Genomic DNA, 15,227 nt, shown 5'->3' with positions numbered 1-15,227 from the left:
CCGTGCCGGGGACCGACGACGACCAGCGGGTGTTCGATGAGCACCGGAGGCTGCTGTTCTCCGTGGCCTACCGGGTCCTCGGCTCGGCCGCCGACGCCGAGGACGCCGTCCAGGACGCGTGGCTCAGGTGGTCGGCCGCCGACCGCTCCCAGGTGGCCGACCCCAGGGCGTACCTGACGCGGATTGTGACCAACGAGGCGCTGGCGCAGCTGCGTTCCGCCCGGCACAAGCGGGAGAGCTACGTGGGCCCCTGGCTGCCGGAGCCCATCCTCACCAGCGGTGACACCGCGGACGTCGTCACCAACGCCGAGTCCGTGTCGATGGCGATGCTGGTGGTGCTGGAGACGCTCTCCCCGCTGGAGCGCGCGGTGTTCGTGCTGAAGGAGGTCTTCGACTTCAGCCACGCCGAGATCGCCGAGGCGGTGGAGCGCTCCGAGCCCGCCGTGCGGCAGGCCGCGCACCGCGCGCGGGAGCACGTGCGGGCCCGGCGGCCCCGCTTCACCGCCGACCGCGCCCGGCAACGCGACGTCACCGAGCGGTTCTTCGCGGCGGCGACCGGCGGTGACGTCAACGCCCTGATGGAGTTGCTCTCCCCGGACGTCACGCTGTGGACGGACGGCGGCGGCAAGGTGCGCCAGGCGCTGCGCCCGGTGGTGGGCGCGGCGACGGTGGCCTCCTGGTTCGCGGCCATCGGCACCGTCACCTACCAGGGCGTCGACCCGGCCGACATGCGCGCCGAACTCGTCGAGCTCAACGGCGGCCCCGGCATCCTGTTCAGCGCGCCGGGCCGGGTGATCGCCACCGTCACCCTCGACTTCGACGCCGAGGGCCGGGTGACCGCGATCCACAACGTCGCCAACCCCGACAAGCTGCGCGCCGTCGCGGACGCTATCTTTCCTCGGCCGTGACCTGCCGCAGGGTGCGGCCGGTTCGGGTGGAGCGGGCGCGTTGCGGGTCGGGGGTGCCGCGGGACGAGGCGTGGCGGTCGGCGCGCTTGACCAGCAGCCAGGCGTTCTCGCGGAACCGGGTGAGGGCGTAACCGCCGTGCAGCTTCGCGCCGTCGAGCCGGAACGACAGGTGGCCGCGGTCCAACGCCTCGGCCACCGGGCGGCCTTCGACGTGGTAGGTGCCCTCGTCCCAGATGATCACCGGGCCCGCGCCGTACTCGCCCTCGCCGATGACGCCCTCGAAGTCCCGGTACTCCAGCGGGTGGTCCTCGGTCGGCATGGCGAGCCGCTTGTCCTGCGGGTCGGTCGAGGGCCCCTTGGGGATCGCCCAGGACTTCAGGACGCCGTCCGCCTCGAGGCGGAAGTCGAAGTGCATGGTGGAGGCGTCGTGGATCTGCACCACGAACCGCGGCTCCGCACCCGGCGCGGACTCGCCGCCCCGCGGCTCCGCCGTCCTGCCGAAGTCCCGCTTCCGCCGGTACTCGGTGAGGTCGTCCCTGGCCACCCCACCATGCTGGCAGCGCTACCCCCACACCGCATCCGGAACGACGACCCCCTCGCGCAGCTCGGCCGTCCGCCCCTCCGCGCGGGCCGCGAGCGCGGCGGCGACCCGGCGGGCGAGCACCGGGACGAGCCGCTCACCCACCAGCGCCGGTTCGACGAACGCGGAGAGAGACGAGGAAACGGTCATGGCCGGGAGGCCAGCGGGCGCGCGCCCCCGCCGGCGGCAGGCGCTCGGGCGTCCCGCCGCGCCGTCCCACCCCTCCAAGGTCTCCGCAGGTCAGGAGCGGTTTTCGCGTTCCCGCATGTCTGATCGGGGAGTGGGCGTTGTGGGTGGGACGGGGGCCGGTCGAGACTCCGTGGCGTTGGCACAACCATTCGGATGGCACGTCCATCCGGTTTCTCAGGGGGACTTTCGTCATGACCAACCGTTCTGGCCTCGCCCGCGCCGCCGGTGTCGTCGGGATCAGCGTGGCCGCGCTCGCCGGCACCCTCGCGTTCGGTGGGGGCACCGCGAGCGCGGACACCGGGTACCGGCCGCTGGAGGCGGGGGACCTGCCGGCCAGTTCGACGCCGTGGACCGCGGGGGCGCTCACGGCGGGCGCGGGCGACCCGCTGTTCTGCCTGGAGGGCGTGGTCTCGGACCGCGGCACGGTGCGGCGCGACTTCCGTACCGAGCTGGACACCTCGGCCACCCAGCTCATCATCGAGCGGAACAGCGCGGCCGCCGCCCGTCGGACGGTGAACAGCCTGCGCGCGGCCATCGAGGACTGCGCGGACGGTTTCGAGCGGCAGCACCCGGACAACACCGCCGACTGGGTCGACTACGGGGGCGTCGCCGCCGGGGACGGGGGCCACGTCTACGGCATCGACTCGTCCCACGAGGGCTACACCCAGGACGTGCACCTGTTCGGCGTCGGCCGCGAGGGCGACGTGGTCACGGTCGTGGTGTGGGGGCAGCTGGGCCGGCTCGACTCCGCGCCCGTCGAGGAGTTCCGCGACACCACGGGCACGGCCGTGGAACGGCTCGGCTGAGGGGGCGGCCCCGGCGCCCGCCGGGGATGATGTGGGCATGGCGCGGACGGGACAGGCCGAGGCCGGGGAGCTGACGGCCGGCTCCCCGGCCGGGCGGCGGGTGCTCGCCTGCGCCGTGCTCGGCTCGGGGATGGCGATGCTCGACGGCACCATCGTCACCGTGGCGCTGCCCCGCATCGGGGCCGACCTCGGGGTGCCGCTCTCCGACCTCCAGTGGACGCTCAACGCGTACATGCTCACCCTGGCCGGGTTGATCCTGCTCGGCGGCGGGCTGGGGGACCGTTACGGGCGGCGGCGCGTCTTCGTCTGGGGCGTCGTGTGGTTCACGGTGGCCTCGCTGCTGTGCGGGGTGGCGCCCGGCGGGCCGGCGCTGATCGGCGCGCGCGCCCTGCAGGGGGTGGGCGGCGCGCTGCTCACGCCGGGGTCGCTGGCGCTGATCCAGTCCTCGTTCAGGACCGAGGAGCGGGCCAAGGCGGTCGGCCTGTGGTCGGGGCTCGGCGGGGTCGCCACCGCCCTCGGTCCGTTCCTCGGCGGCTGGCTGGTGGACGGCCCCGGCTGGCGCTGGATCTTCTTCATCAACGTGCCGTTCGCGGCCGTCATCCTGCTGCTGTCCCGTGGCGTGCCGGAGAGCCGGGACTGGCGGGCCACCGGCCGGTTCGACGTGCTGGGCGCCGCGCTGGCCGCGCTCGGCCTCGGCGGGGTCACCTACGCGTTGATCGGCCGCTTCTGGCCGGCGGCGGTCGGCGGCCTGCTGGTCGCGGCCGCCTTCGTGTGGTGGGAGCGCCGCGCCCCGCGGCCCATGCTGCCGCTCGGCGTCTTCCGGTCCCGGCTCTTCACCAGCACCAACCTGGTGACGCTCTGCCTCTACGCGGCGCTCGGTGGCGTGTTCTTCCTGCTGCCGACCCAGCTGCAGAACGGCCTCGGCTACGACGCGCTGGGCGCGGGCCTGGCCACGCTGCCGATGACGCTGCTGCTGACGGCGCTGTCCGGGCCCGCCGGGGCGCTGGCGCAGCGGATCGGGCCGCGGCTGCCGATGGCGCTCGGCGCGCTGCTCGGGGCGTGCGGGCTGCTGTTGCTGCACCGGGTGCGTCCTGGCGGCTCCTACCTGGGTGACGTGCTGCCGGGCGTGGTGGTGCTCGGCCTCGGGCTGAGCCTGTTCGTGGCGCCGCTGACGGCGACCGTGCTGGCGTCCGTGACGGTGCGGCGGGCCGGCGTGGCCAGCGGCGTCAACAACGCGGCGGCGCGGGTCGCGCAGCTGGTCGCGGTCGCCGCGCTGCCACTGGTCATCGGCCTCGCCGCCGACCAGTACCGCTCCTCGGCGGCCGTGGACGCGGCGTTCGGCCGGGCGGTGTGGATCTGCGCCGGCCTGATGGCGGCCGGCGGCCTGCTCACCCTGGCGACGGTGCCGGGCCGGCTCCCGCAGGGGGAGGGCGAGCCGGCGCCGACGCCGGAGTGCACCCGGCACTGCGCCGTCAACGCGCCACCGCTGGAGCCGGGGCGCCGGGAGCGGGACGGCTCAGGGCCGGGGCCCGCCGCGTAGCGGGCACGGCAGCCGGGGGTCCGTGTGGTTGGGGGAGCAGCCGATGACGTCCAGCGTGAGGTAGCCGGTGCCGCGCAGGTACCAGCCGGCGTGCACGTCACCGCCCCAGGCCAGGGTCTCGGCGGCGAGCGCGGCGCGGGCCGCCGCCCGCTCCCGGTCGTGCTCGACGGCGAAGGCGGGCGCGGCGCGGCCCAGCTCGCGCCGGAACCACTCGGCCGCCTCCTCGGCCGTCCGGCAGGTGTGGGTGATGGCGGATGCCGGCCGCAGCAGCCAGTGGCTGATCACGACCGGGGTGCAGGTGTTGGCCAGGAAACCGGGGGTGGGGGAGGACCAGGGGCCCGGCCTGCGGTCGGCCTCCTGGTCGTAGACGCGGCGCTCCCCCTGCCAGTGGTACGCGTGAAAGTGCGCGGGTGCCGTCACACCCCTTCAGGGTCGTCAACCCGGGGTGCCCGCTGAACACCCAGACCGGTGAAGGACCGCCGACGCTCAGCCGGCGGCCGGGGCGAGCCGGTAGGCGGTGCCGGGCGTGGCGGCGAAGGCGACGACGCCGGGTTCCGGGCGGGTGACGGCGACCCGCCGGCCGCCCGCCGTCACCTCGACGGGGGAGGCGGTGCGGACGGTGACCCGGCGGCCGTGGCCGGCGCGCAGCACGGCGTGGTCGAGCCGGCCGCCGGCCCAGGCGAGATCGACGGTGTGGCCGCCGCGGGCGACGAGTCCGGTGGCGCGGCCGGCGGGCAGTTCCGGCGGCAGCGCGGGCAGCAGGTGGAGCTCGTCGGTGTGCGACTGGAGCAGCCACTCGGCGATGCCGGCGGTGGCGCCGAAGTTGCCGTCGATCTGGAACGGCGGGTGGAGGCAGAAGAGGTTGGGGGCGGTGCGTTCGGGGGTGAGCTGGTCGCGCAGCAGCTGGTAGGAGCGGGCGCCGTCCTCCAGACGGGCCCAGAAGTTGATCTTCCAGGCCAGGGACCAGCCGGTGCCGGCGTCGCCGCGCTGCTCCAGGGTGACGCGCGCGGCCCGGGCGAGCTCCGGGGTGCCGCGGACGGTGATCTGGTTGCTCGGGTGCAGGCCGTAGAGGTGCGAGACATGCCGGTGGTGCTGCTCGGGCGCGATCGCGTCCCAGTCCTCCTGCCACTCCTGGATCTGGCCCTGGGCGCCGATCGTGGTCGGGGCCAGCCGGTCGCGCAGCCGCAGCACCAGCTCGCGGAAGTCGGCGTCGGTGCCGAGGAGTTCGGCCGCGTCGGCGACGGCCTGGAAGAGGTCCCGCAGGATCTGCGTGTCCATGGTGGGGCCGGCGCAGACCGAGGCGTCGGGGTGGTGGGCGTTCTCCGGGGAGTTGGAGGGGCAGGTCACCAGGTGGCCGGTGTTCGGGTCCTCGACCAGCGAGTCGGTGAAGAACCGCGCGGCCTCGCGGAGCACCGGGTAGCGGCGGCGCAGCGCCGCCAGGTCGCCGGTGAAGCGGTAGTGCTCCCAGACGTGCAGCGCCATCCAGGCGCCGCCGGTCTGCCACATGCCCCAGAACGGGCCGTCGACGGGCGCGGTGCCGCGCCAGAGGTCCGTGTTGTGGTGGCAGACCCAGCCGCCGGCGCCGTACTGGACGCGGGCGGTGTGCCGGCCGGCGACGGCCAGGTCGTCCAGCAGGTCGAGGACCGGTTCCATGGTCTCGACGAGGTTGGTGGGGCCGGCGGGCCAGTAGTTCATCTCGGTGTTGATGTTGATGGTGTACTTCGAGTCCCAGGGCGGGCGCAGCTGGTCGTTCCAGAGGCCCTGGAGGTTGGCCGGCTGGGTGCCGGGCCGGGAGCTGGAGATCAGCAGGTAGCGGCCGAACTGGAAGAGCAGCGCGACGAGTTGCGGGTCGGCGCCGTCGGCGAACGCGGCGACCCGCTGGTCGGTGGGCAGGTCGGCGGCCGAGGTGGCGCCGACATCCAGGGTGGTGCGGTCGAAGTACCGCCGGTGGTCGGCGACATGGCGGGAGCGCAGCCGCGCGTAGGGGCGGTCGGCCGCGGCGCGCAGCGGTTCCAGGGCGCGGCGCTCGGCGTCGCCCGTCAGGTCCTGGTAGCCGCGGTGGTTGGTGCCGACGGAGACCAGCAGGGTCACCGCGTCCGCCTCGGCGACGGTCAGGGTCCCGTCCCGGCTGGTCACCGTGCCGCCGGTGGCGCGCACCGTCGCCAGGGCGCGGAACCGCACCTGGCCCGCGACCCCCTCGAAGGTCTCGCCCGTGCCGTCCAGGGCGATGGTCAGCGGGTCGGGCGAGTGGGACGTGGCGTCCGGGTGCGGGCCGTCCAGGGCGGCGGTGAACGAGATCCGGCCGGCGCGGCTCGCGGTCAGCCGGACGACGATCACCTGGTCGGCGCCGCTGGCGAAGGTCTCCCTGGTGTGGGTGACGCCGTCGCGCGTGTAGCGGGTGCGGGCCACCGCGGTGGTGAGGTCGAGCTCGCGGCGGTAGTCGGTCGCCGCCCCGCCGGCGGGGAACGTCAACCGCAGGTTCCCGACCGGCTGGTACGGCAGTTGGCCGAGGGGCGTGCCCATGAAGGAGCTGCCGATCAGCTCCTGCGCGCCCGCCCAGTCGCCGTCGAAGACCCGGCGCCTGATCTCCGGCAGGGCGGCGAGCCCCTCGGGCGCGGCGGGGTCGTAGGGCCCGCCGGCCCAGACCGTGTCCTCGTTGAGCTGGAGCCGCTCCTCCTCGACCCCGCCGAAGACCATGGCGCCGAGCCGGCCGTTGCCGACGGGCAGCGCCCGGAGCCACTCGCCCGCGGGTTCCGGGTACCAGAGCCGCAGCCGGTGGTCGGCGGCGGTGGCGGTGCTGCTGGCGGTGCTGCTGGCGGGCGAGGTGGCGGCGGCCGGGGCGTTGGCCGCGCCCACGGCGGCGGCGCCGGCGGCGGCGGAGAGGGCCAGGAAGTCTCTGCGATCGGTGTGGGGGCGCACAGGTGTCCCTTTCTTGACCGGGGTCGTACCGGGGGAGGTGACGTGCGTCGGTGATCGCCGTCCCGGGGGGAGCCGGGGCGTGCGGGGGCGCTGTCGCGGCGGTGGGGACGGGCGGCTCCTGAGCGCCCGCCGGTGGCCCGGCTGTTCGGCCTGTGCGCTGTGCTCGGGCGGCTCAGTGTCCACGACGGTAGAGATCCGATGTATCCGCCGTCAACCCTCGTGCGCGGGGCGGTTTCTGGCGTTCTCCGGCGGGCCGGGTGGGAATTGGTCGGATCATGTCGGGGTGTCTACCCTGGTCGACCATGGACCTGTCGCGTGCCGAACTCGTCGGCGAGGGGATGGAAGGCACCGTCTACCGGCTCGGTCGCGGGCTGATCGGCAAGGTGTGGCGCGAGCGCGGCGTCGACGAACTGCGCCCGCTGGTCGACTTCTACCGGGAACTGGCCGCGCAGGGGCTGCCGTTCGCCACCCCGCTGATCGTCGAGGTGGCGGAGCGGGACGGCCGGGCGTGCACCGTGGAGCGGGAGTTGCCGGGCACGCCGCTGAGCGACGCCGGCCTCGCGCCGGCCGCCGCGCACGACGCCGTGGTGGCCGTGGTGACGGCCCTCGCCGCCACCACGGCCGGTCCCGCGACCCGCGCGCTGCCGGTGTTGAACGAGCGGATCGCGGACCGGCCGGTGCTGCCCGAGCTGGTCCGGCGGCGGGGCGCCGCGTTCCGCCCGGTGCTGGCCGCGTCCGTGCCCGGCTTCGACGCGCTGCTGGCCCGGCTGCTCGCGGTGTTGGACGCCGGGCCGGGCGGGGAGCCGGCCGCGCCGGCCGCCGGCGAGCGGATCGTGCACGGTGACATCTGTCCGCCCAACATCCTGGTCGACACGGCGGGTCGGCCGACCGCGCTGCTCGACTGGGGCCTGCTCACCACGGCCGGCGACAACGCCTTCGACGCCGCCACGGCCGCCGCGTTCTTCGACATGTACGGCCCGGAGGCCGCGGCCCACCACGAGGCGCTGGCCGGCCGGTTGGCGGAGACGCTGGGGTACGACCGCCGGTGGCTGCTGGCGCAGCTGGCCGGCTACGCCGTGGCCGGCGCGTGTGTCTACGACCCGGCGGGCCGGGACGGGCACTTCGCCTGGTGCGTCGAGGTGTTGGGGCAGGCGGACGTGCGGGCCGCGCTCGCCGACTGACGCCGCCGGGGCGCCGGTTGCTCAGAAGCCGCGCAGAAGTCGCTCAGAAGCGGTGCCCGCAGGCCAGGCAGGCCACGCGGTCGTCGGGGCAGGTGGCCCCGCAGTCGGGGCACTGCTTGAGCGCGACGGGGGTGCTCTGGGCTGCGAGTTCGGTGGCTGTGGTGGTCATACCTGGGTCGCTCTCTTCCGCTGTCCGGGGTCGCCGCGGCGCTCCCCCGCGCCGTGGCCGCCGCCCGCGCAGCGGCCGCACGGGGAGGCGACGTCCCCGCCGTGGTGCTGGTCGACGTGGTGTGCGTACTGTTCCTGTGCACGTGCTTGATACCCGGTGAGCTGCGACTGCCACGTGCAGTCTGGATTGTCACATAAATACCGGTAGAAGGTCCGCGCCACGAGAGCGATGGAGATCACCTCTTTCCGCGACGATAGTGACCCGAGAGCCGGGGCGCGGACCAGAGGGCCCGGTCAGCCGGTGTGGGCCCGGGCGAGGAAGTCGGTGACCAGCGCGAGCCATTCGGCGGGTGCCTCGACGAACGGCAGGTGGCCCGAGGGCAGTTCGGCGAACTCCGCGCCCGGGATGCCGGCCGCCACCGCGCGGTGCTGGTGCGGGGTCACCAGCAGGTCGTGGACGGTGGAGACGACCAGCGTGGGCACCGAGATCCGGCCGAGGTCGGGGCGGACGTCCAGGCCGGCCACGAGCCCGAGTTGGTCGAGCGCGCCGGGCGGCGCCGGGGCGCGGCAGGAGTCGACGAGCGCGGCCAGGCCGGCCGCGTCGAGCCCGTCCAGGAACGGGGTGCCCGGTCCGTGCAGCGCCGCCCAGCGCGCGGAGCGTTCGCGGTCGCCGCTGGTGAGCTGGTCGAGCCAGTCCTCGACCAGCAGCCGCATCCGGGGGCCGGCGTGCGCGAAGGTGGCGGTCAGCACCAGCGCCGTCACCCGCTCCGGGTACCGGGTGGCGGCGCGGACGGCCAGCGCGCCGCCGAGCGAGTAGCCGAGGACGGCGAAGGTGTCGAGACCCTCCTCGACGGCCGTGGCCACCAGGTCGTCGACGAGGCGGTCGACGTCCAGCGGCGCCGTGGCGCGTGGCGTGCGGCCGGAGCCGGGGTAGTCGGGGCCGACGACGGTGTGCCGCGCCGCGAGCCCGTCCAGGAGCGGGCCGTAGTTGCCGTCGATCGAGCCGGTGGCGCCGTGCGCGAGGAGGAGTCCGGGTCCCGAGCCGCGCACGACGCGGCCCAGGCCGGTGGAGGCTGAGGTGGTCATGCGGCCGAAGCTAGGACCTCACATCGGTGTCAGGGTCAAGCGTGGGTGGCGGGGATCACGGCACGGCCGCGTCCAGCGCGGCGGTGAGCCGGGTCAGCCGCTCCCGCAGGTCCACGACCTCGGCCAGCGGCAGCCCGGTGGCCTCGGCGATCCGGCGCGGGATCCGCTCGGCGTCCGCGCGCAGCGCGAGACCGGCCTCGGTGGGGCTGACGGTGACCGAGCGCTCGTCGTCCGCGCTGCGCCGGCGGCGCACCAGACCCGCGGCCTCCAGGCGCTTCAGCAGCGGCGAGAGGGTGCCCGAGTCGAGCCGCAGCAGCTCGCCGATCCGCTTGACCGGCAGCTCGCCGTGCTCCCACAGCACCAGCATCACCAGGTACTGCGGGTAGGTGAGCCCCAGGTCCCTGAGCACCACGCGGTAGACGTTGCCGAAGGCGCGGGAGGCCGCGTTCAGGGCGAAGCAGATCTGCTGGTCGAGGCGCAGGTACTCGGAGGTCATGGCTCCAGGGTAGCCGAGTCGCCCCCAATTGGGTTGCGCACAATTTAATAGCGTGCAATGCTATGCCGCGTTGATCGACGACGGATCGACGGACGACGACGAGAGAGAGTGGGACCCCATGGACGCGATCTACACCGCCGCGGCCACCGCCAACGGGCGCGACGGCCGCGCCGTCAGCACCGACGGGCAGCTCGACCTGGCGCTGGCCCTGCCGCCGGCCCTCGGCGGCGACGGCAAGGGCACCAACCCCGAGCAGCTCTTCGCCGCCGGCTACGCCGCCTGCTTCGCCAGCGCGCTGGCCAACGTCGCGCGCGCCGAGAAGACCGACGTCAGCGAGGTCTCGGTGACCGCCGAGGTCACCATAGGCAAGGACGAGGCCGGCTTCGGCCTCGACGTCGCGCTCCGCGTGGAGCTGCCCGAGGAGCTGGCCGGCGAGGCGGGCGAGAAGCTGGTGGAGCGCGCCCACCAGGTCTGCCCCTACTCGCGCGCCGTCCGCGGGAACGTGCCGGTCACGCTGATCGTCGAGTAGCCGCCGCGCCCCGCGGACGCCCCGCCCGGTGCCGGAACACCTCCCGGTAGGTCGCCGGCGCCACCCCCGCGAGCCGACGGAAGTGGTGCCGCAGGTTCGGCGCCGTGCCGAAGCCCGTGCGGTGCGCCACGGCCTCGATCGGGGCGTCCGTGGTCTCCAGCAACTCCTGTGCCAGGCGCACCCGTTCCTGGAGCAGCCACTGCAACGGCGTGGTGCCGAGCGTCTCCCGGAAGCGGCGCGCGAACGTGCGCTCGCCGAGGCCCGCCGCCCGCGCCAACTCGGCCACCGTCAACGGCTGTTCGAGACGGGCCCGGGCCCAGTCGAGCACCGGGCCGAGCCCCGCGCCGCCGCCGGTGACGGCCGCCGAGACGCGGCGCGGCCGCCGCGCGAACTGGGCCTGGCCGCCCTCCCGGTGCGGCGGCACCACCATCCGGCGCGCCACCTCGTTGGCCGCCGCCGCCCCGAGGTCGGCGCGCACCAGGTGCAGGCACAGGTCGATGACGGAGCCGGTGCCGGCCGAGGTCAGCACGTCGCCGTGGTCGACGTACAGCGGCGCCGGGTCGACCCGCACGTCGGGGAAGCGGCGCGCGAAGTCCTCGGCGTACAGCCAGTGCGTGGTCGCCCGCCGGCCGCTCAGCAGCCCGGCCGCGGCCACGATGTACACCCCGGCGCACAGCGACACGATCCGCCGGCCGAGCTCGTGCGCCCGCCGCACCGCGGCCAGCAGCTCCGCCGGCGGCTCCCTGGTCAACGCCGGGTCGCACGCCGCCACCACCACCGTGTCGGCGACCAGCAGCTCGTCCAGGCCGAACGGCGTCGGCACCACGAGCCCGTGCGCCGTCCGCACCGGCCCCGGACCGGCCGCGCACATCCGCAGCTCGTACCAGGGGTCGGCGATGTCCGGCCGGTCGATGCCGAACACCTCGCAGGGCACGGCCAGCTCGAAGGTGGGCAGGCCGTCGGTCACGGCCAGCGCCACCACGTGCCGCCTCGCGGAACCGTTCGCGCTCATGTCGGGAATTTATCGCACCACGTCGTTTCCGCCCATGGCCGGGGACCGGCCGCAGGACCGACGCTTCCGGGGTGACCACGACACCCACCGAACCGTCGGCGCGCCGCCCACCCGTCGTCCCGCTCGTCCAGGGCCCGCCCACCGGCCGGCTCACCGCCGCCCAGGGCACCGCCCTGTACGTCGGCGCCGTGCTCGGCACCGGCGTGATCGCGCTGCCCGCGCTGGCCGCCGAGGCGGCTGGGCCCGCCTCCCTGCTGGCCTGGCTCGCGCTCGTCACGCTGTCCGCGCCGCTGGCCGCCACCTTCGCCGCGCTCGGCGCCCGCCACCCCGACGCGGGCGGCGTCTCCACCTACGCCCGGCTGGCCTTCGGCGACCGCGCCGCGGCCGTCGTCGGCTGGTGCTTCTTCTTCGCCGTGCCGGCCGGGGCGCCGGCCGCCGCCCTGTTCGCCGGCGCCTACGTCGAGGCCGCCGTCGGTGGCGGCACCAGCACCGTCGTGATCACCGCGGCGGGACTGATCCTCGCCGTCACCGGCGCCAACGCGGTGGGGCTGCGGCTCACCGGCCGACTCCAACTCGTCCTGGCCGGGCTGCTGGTGACCCTCGTCCTGGGCGCCACCCTGCTCGCGCTGCCCGAGGCCGACACCGGCAACCTCCAGCCCTTCGCGCCACACGGCTGGGCGGCCGTCGGCACCGCCGCCACCCTGCTGGTGTGGAGCTTCGCCGGCTGGGAGGCGATCACGCACCTGGCCGGCGAGTTCCGCCGGCCGGCCCGCGACCTGCCGCGTGCCACCGCCGTCGCCGTGCTGGTGGTCGGACTGATCTACCTCGCCGTCGCCTTCGCCGTGGTCGCCGTCCTCGGCCCGGCCGCCGCCGACACCGAGGCCCCGCTCGGCGAGTTGATGGCCCACGCCCTGGGCGGCGACGGCCGGCTGCTGGCCGCCGGGCCCGCGCTGCTGCTCTGCTTCGGCACCATGAACGCCTACTTCGCCAGCGCCGCCAAGCTCGGCGCCGCCCTCGGCCGGGACGGCGCGCTGCCGCCGTGGCTGGCGCGCGGCAGCGTCGCCGGCGAGGTGCCGCGCCGCAGCCTCGCCGTGGTCGCCGGCGGCTCGGCGCTCTCGCTGGCCGTCGTCGTCGCGCTCGACCTCGGGCCGAAACCGCTGGTGCTGCTGAGCACCGGCTGCTTCGTCACGGTCTACGCCGTCGGCGTGGCCGCCGCCCTCAGGCTGCTGCCCCGCCGCAGCCCCGGCTGGGTCGCCGCGCTCGTCTCCCTGACCGCGGTGCTCGCGCTGTTCCTGATGTCCGGGCGCTACCTGCTGTGGCCGCTGCTGCTCGCCGGCGCCGCCCTGCTCTACCTCAGGTTCCGTCGAAGCCACCACGCCTGACCGGGGGTTACCGTTCTGGGTGCAGGCGTGACCACGGCGGACCGGGAGGGGCATCACCATGCGAGGCGGCGGAACCCACATAGTGGCGAGGGCGATCGGGGCGGCGGCGCTCGCCCTCGCCGTCGGCGGCTGCGCCCTCGACGAGGCCGTCGAGGAGAACGACGGGGCCAACGCCCCCAGCGCCCCGGCCGAGTCCGGCACCGACGCCCGACTCCCAGGACTGCCCACCGCCGACGAGGCCCGCGACCTGCTCGCGGGCCTCACCGTCGCCGAACCCCGCCCCATGACCGGCTACTCCCGCGACGAGTTCCCGCACTGGACCACCACGGACGGCTGCACCACCCGCCAGACCGTGCTGGCCCGCGACGGCGCCGACGTCACCGTGGACGACGACTGCCAGCCGACGTCCGGGAGTTGGGTCAGCGCCTACGACGGCGAGACCTTCGACGACCCAGGCGACCTCGACATCGACCACATCGTCCCGCTCGCCAACGCCTGGCGCTCCGGCGCCGACTCCTGGACCGACGACCGGCGCGAGGAGCTGGCCAACGACCTCACCGGGCCCCAGCTCCTCGCCGTCAGCGCCGCCAGCAACCGCTCCAAGGGCGACCAGTCCCCGGACGAGTGGCTGCCGCCCGCCGAGGACTTCCACTGCGCGTACGCCGCCGCGTGGACGGCCGTGAAGGACACCTACGAGCTGACCGTCACGGCCGCCGAACGCGACACGCTCACCGCCCTGTTGGACGGCTGCCCGACCTGACGACGCGGCGCGTGGCGCCGGCCCTGGCCGGACGGCCGGCGCGCCGCGGCACGTGCCGGTGCGCCGCACCGGGGGCGGCCCCAGCCGCCCCGAGGGTGGGCCCTGGCGCGCCGAACACCGCCGGCGGCGTTCGGCGCGCGAACCTTCTGAGCCGGTCAGGGCGCCAGCCCTAGAGCGCGTTGGCGCGGGTGATCTCCGAGAACCAGTGGCCGCTGTCCTTCAGCGTCCGCCGCTGGGTCTCGAAGTCCACGTGCACCAGCCCGAACCGCTTCGAATAGCCGTGCGCCCACTCGAAGTTGTCCAGCAGCGTCCACACGAAGTAGCCGCGCAGGTCCACGCCGTCGCCGATCGCCCGGTGCGCGGCGGCGAAGTGCCGCTCCAGGTACGAGCGGCGGTCCTCGTCGCGCACCCGCCCGTCGGGCGTCACCTCGTCGGGGAACGCCGCGCCGTTCTCCGTCACGTACAGCGGCAGCGGCCCGTACTCCCGCCACACCCGGACCAGCGTCTCGTGCAGGCCGTCCGGGTCGATCTCCCAACCCATCTCGGTCACCGGCACGCCGGGCCGCTTCACGAACTCCACGTCCTCCGAGCCCACCCAGTGCGAGGGCTGCCCGGGCCGCGCGGTGCCGGCCCGCACCACGTGCCGCGAGTAGTAGTTGATGCCGAGGAAGTCGATCGGCGTCGAGATCACGCCCAGGTCGCCGTCCCGCACGTGGTCGGTGCCCGTGACCTTCGTCAGGTCCTTCAACACGTCGGCCGGGTAGGAGCCGCGCAGCAGCGGGTCGAGGAAGAAGCGGTTCATCAGCCCGTCGATGCGGCGCGCCGCGTCCCGGTCCGCCTCGGCCGGCGTCGCCGGGTCCACCGGGTAGAGGTTGACGGTGGTGCCCAGGTTCGTCGCGCCCTGCGCGCGCAGCGCCCGCACCGCCAGGCCGTGGCCGAGCAGCAGGTGGTGCGCGGCCCGCACCGCCGCCGCGCCGTCCGTGCGGCCCGGCGCGTGGTGGCCGCTGGCGTAGCCCAGGAACGCCGCGCACCACGGCTCGTTGAGCGTCGTCCAGTCCTCGACCCGGTCGCCGAGCCGCTGGTGGATCAGCGCCGCGTACTCGGCGAACCGCTCGGCCGTGTCCCTGGCCGGCCAACCGCCGGCGTCCTCCAGGGTCTGCGGCAGGTCCCAGTGGAACAGCGTCACCCAGGGCTTGATGCCGTGCTCCAGCAGCCCGTCCACCAGCCGCTGGTAGAAGTCGACGCCGGCGCCGTTGAGTTGGCCGCGCCCCTCGGGCTGGATGCGGGGCCAGGCGAGCGAGAACCGGTAGTGGCTCACGCCCAGGTCGGCCAGCAGGCTCAGGTCCTCCGGGTAACGGTGGTAGTGGTCGTCCGCGACGTCCCCCGTGTCGCCGCCCGCGGTCCTGCCAGGGGTGTGCGAGAAGGTGTCCCAGATGGACGGCAGCCGGCCGTCCTCGTGCACCGCGCCCTCGATCTGGTAGCTGGCGGTCGCCGTGCCCCAGACGAATCCGTCCGGGAAACGCACCTGGCTGAGGTCCTGTGTCATGGCGGGAAGACTTTCTATGACATGTCGACGAGTGTCTACGAGAAAACGCGCGAACCACGTCCCAATCACGGCACGTCACGAATCACGCTGAGATCCTGCGAAGGGTAAGCCACGCCCGCCCGCGG

16 protein-coding genes are annotated in these 15,227 nt (G+C 74.9%); 7 read left to right on the top strand and 9 right to left on the bottom strand.

Annotated features, from left to right (window positions below; translation table 11 throughout):
• The first annotated feature begins 2 nt into the window (after window positions 1–2).
• On the top strand, window positions 3–908 hold the full coding sequence (locus tag RNC47_RS28215; protein ID WP_311602736.1) for an RNA polymerase sigma-70 factor: 906 nt from the start codon (window positions 3–5) through the stop codon (window positions 906–908).
• Here RNC47_RS28215 and RNC47_RS28210 read toward each other — a convergent pair.
• Window positions 889–1,452, bottom strand: a complete 564-nt coding sequence (locus RNC47_RS28210; RefSeq protein WP_311602734.1) for a DNA polymerase ligase N-terminal domain-containing protein — start codon at window positions 1,450–1,452, stop codon at window positions 889–891. The two genes, RNC47_RS28215 and RNC47_RS28210, sit on opposite strands and share 20 nt — an antisense overlap.
• Window positions 1,453–1,470: 18 nt before the next feature.
• Window positions 1,471–1,638, bottom strand: coding sequence for a hypothetical protein (locus RNC47_RS28205; protein ID WP_311602733.1), 168 nt, complete (start codon window positions 1,636–1,638; stop codon window positions 1,471–1,473).
• A 230-nt stretch (window positions 1,639–1,868) separates the two neighbouring features.
• On the opposite strand from RNC47_RS28205, the gene RNC47_RS28200 reads away from it, so the two are divergent.
• Window positions 1,869–2,483: a hypothetical protein gene (locus RNC47_RS28200; RefSeq protein WP_311602732.1), complete on the top strand. Its 615-nt coding sequence runs from the start codon at window positions 1,869–1,871 to the stop codon at window positions 2,481–2,483.
• A 37-nt stretch (window positions 2,484–2,520) separates the two neighbouring features.
• Window positions 2,521–4,023, top strand: coding sequence for an MFS transporter (locus tag RNC47_RS28195; RefSeq protein ID WP_311602730.1), 1,503 nt, complete (start codon window positions 2,521–2,523; stop codon window positions 4,021–4,023).
• On the opposite strand, the gene RNC47_RS28190 is transcribed toward RNC47_RS28195, so the two are convergent.
• Together RNC47_RS28190 and RNC47_RS28185 are read right to left on the bottom strand one after the other, a co-directional pair.
• Window positions 4,000–4,443, bottom strand: coding sequence for a hypothetical protein (locus tag RNC47_RS28190; protein ID WP_311602729.1), 444 nt, complete (start codon window positions 4,441–4,443; stop codon window positions 4,000–4,002). The genes RNC47_RS28195 and RNC47_RS28190 overlap by 24 nt on opposite strands.
• A gap of 66 nt (window positions 4,444–4,509) precedes the next feature.
• On the bottom strand, window positions 4,510–6,942 hold the full coding sequence (locus tag RNC47_RS28185) for a glycoside hydrolase family 95 protein (protein ID WP_311602727.1): 2,433 nt from the start codon (window positions 6,940–6,942) through the stop codon (window positions 4,510–4,512).
• Window positions 6,943–7,244: 302 nt separating this feature from the next.
• Between RNC47_RS28185 and RNC47_RS28180 the strand changes: the two genes are divergently transcribed.
• Window positions 7,245–8,123: a phosphotransferase gene (locus RNC47_RS28180; protein WP_311602725.1), complete on the top strand. Its 879-nt coding sequence runs from the start codon at window positions 7,245–7,247 to the stop codon at window positions 8,121–8,123.
• 43 nt (window positions 8,124–8,166) lie between these two features.
• Here the strand turns inward: RNC47_RS28180 and RNC47_RS28175 are convergent, their stop codons facing one another.
• The 3 genes from RNC47_RS28175 to RNC47_RS28165 all read right to left on the bottom strand — a co-directional run bounded on the left by RNC47_RS28175 (window position 8,167) and on the right by RNC47_RS28165 (window position 9,873).
• Window positions 8,167–8,292, bottom strand: coding sequence for a hypothetical protein (locus RNC47_RS28175; RefSeq protein ID WP_311602724.1), 126 nt, complete (start codon window positions 8,290–8,292; stop codon window positions 8,167–8,169).
• A 293-nt stretch (window positions 8,293–8,585) separates the two neighbouring features.
• Window positions 8,586–9,377 (bottom strand): alpha/beta fold hydrolase, encoded by a 792-nt coding sequence (locus tag RNC47_RS28170; protein ID WP_311602722.1) that lies wholly within the window; start codon window positions 9,375–9,377, stop codon window positions 8,586–8,588.
• A gap of 55 nt (window positions 9,378–9,432) precedes the next feature.
• Window positions 9,433–9,873, bottom strand: a complete 441-nt coding sequence (locus RNC47_RS28165; RefSeq protein WP_311602720.1) for a MarR family winged helix-turn-helix transcriptional regulator — start codon at window positions 9,871–9,873, stop codon at window positions 9,433–9,435.
• Window positions 9,874–9,991: 118 nt separating this feature from the next.
• Here RNC47_RS28165 and RNC47_RS28160 point away from each other — a divergent pair, with 118 nt between their 5' ends.
• Complete coding sequence (locus RNC47_RS28160; RefSeq protein WP_311602756.1) at window positions 9,992–10,402, top strand: organic hydroperoxide resistance protein; 411 nt, start codon at window positions 9,992–9,994, stop codon at window positions 10,400–10,402.
• Here the strand turns inward: RNC47_RS28160 and RNC47_RS28155 are convergent.
• Window positions 10,383–11,414: a helix-turn-helix domain-containing protein gene (locus tag RNC47_RS28155; protein WP_311602719.1), complete on the bottom strand. Its 1,032-nt coding sequence runs from the start codon at window positions 11,412–11,414 to the stop codon at window positions 10,383–10,385. The genes RNC47_RS28160 and RNC47_RS28155 overlap by 20 nt on opposite strands.
• A gap of 71 nt (window positions 11,415–11,485) precedes the next feature.
• Here RNC47_RS28155 and RNC47_RS28150 point away from each other — a divergent pair, with 71 nt between their 5' ends.
• Together RNC47_RS28150 and RNC47_RS28145 are read left to right on the top strand one after the other, a co-directional pair.
• Entirely contained in the window at window positions 11,486–12,796 is a 1,311-nt protein-coding gene (locus RNC47_RS28150) for an APC family permease (protein WP_311602717.1), read from the top strand.
• An 82-nt stretch (window positions 12,797–12,878) separates the two neighbouring features.
• Complete coding sequence (locus RNC47_RS28145) at window positions 12,879–13,556, top strand: HNH endonuclease family protein (protein WP_311602716.1); 678 nt, start codon at window positions 12,879–12,881, stop codon at window positions 13,554–13,556.
• Window positions 13,557–13,725: 169 nt separating this feature from the next.
• Here the strand turns inward: RNC47_RS28145 and RNC47_RS28140 are convergent, their stop codons facing one another.
• Complete coding sequence (locus RNC47_RS28140) at window positions 13,726–15,102, bottom strand: GH1 family beta-glucosidase (RefSeq protein ID WP_311602714.1); 1,377 nt, start codon at window positions 15,100–15,102, stop codon at window positions 13,726–13,728.
• Window positions 15,103–15,227 lie beyond the last annotated feature (125 nt).

Source organism: Streptomyces millisiae, assembly GCF_031845425.1.
Taxonomy (GTDB): domain Bacteria; phylum Actinomycetota; class Actinomycetes; order Streptomycetales; family Streptomycetaceae; genus Streptomyces; species Streptomyces millisiae.
Note: the sequence above shows the minus strand (reverse complement) of the source record. Positions and strands in the feature narration are given on the sequence as shown.

Coding starts and splice junctions, on each gene's coding strand:
- RNC47_RS28160 (WP_311602756.1), top strand. CDS start 9,992: ATGGACGCGATCTACACCGCCGCGGCCACCGCCAACGGGCGCGACGGC.
- RNC47_RS28205 (WP_311602733.1), bottom strand. CDS start 1,638: ATGACCGTTTCCTCGTCTCTCTCCGCGTTCGTCGAACCGGCGCTGGTG.
- RNC47_RS28155 (WP_311602719.1), bottom strand. CDS start 11,414: ATGAGCGCGAACGGTTCCGCGAGGCGGCACGTGGTGGCGCTGGCCGTG.
- RNC47_RS28180 (WP_311602725.1), top strand. CDS start 7,245: ATGGACCTGTCGCGTGCCGAACTCGTCGGCGAGGGGATGGAAGGCACC.
- RNC47_RS28140 (WP_311602714.1), bottom strand. CDS start 15,102: ATGACACAGGACCTCAGCCAGGTGCGTTTCCCGGACGGATTCGTCTGG.
- RNC47_RS28170 (WP_311602722.1), bottom strand. CDS start 9,377: ATGACCACCTCAGCCTCCACCGGCCTGGGCCGCGTCGTGCGCGGCTCG.
- RNC47_RS28200 (WP_311602732.1), top strand. CDS start 1,869: ATGACCAACCGTTCTGGCCTCGCCCGCGCCGCCGGTGTCGTCGGGATC.
- RNC47_RS28165 (WP_311602720.1), bottom strand. CDS start 9,873: ATGACCTCCGAGTACCTGCGCCTCGACCAGCAGATCTGCTTCGCCCTG.
- RNC47_RS28175 (WP_311602724.1), bottom strand. CDS start 8,292: ATGACCACCACAGCCACCGAACTCGCAGCCCAGAGCACCCCCGTCGCG.
- RNC47_RS28195 (WP_311602730.1), top strand. CDS start 2,521: ATGGCGCGGACGGGACAGGCCGAGGCCGGGGAGCTGACGGCCGGCTCC.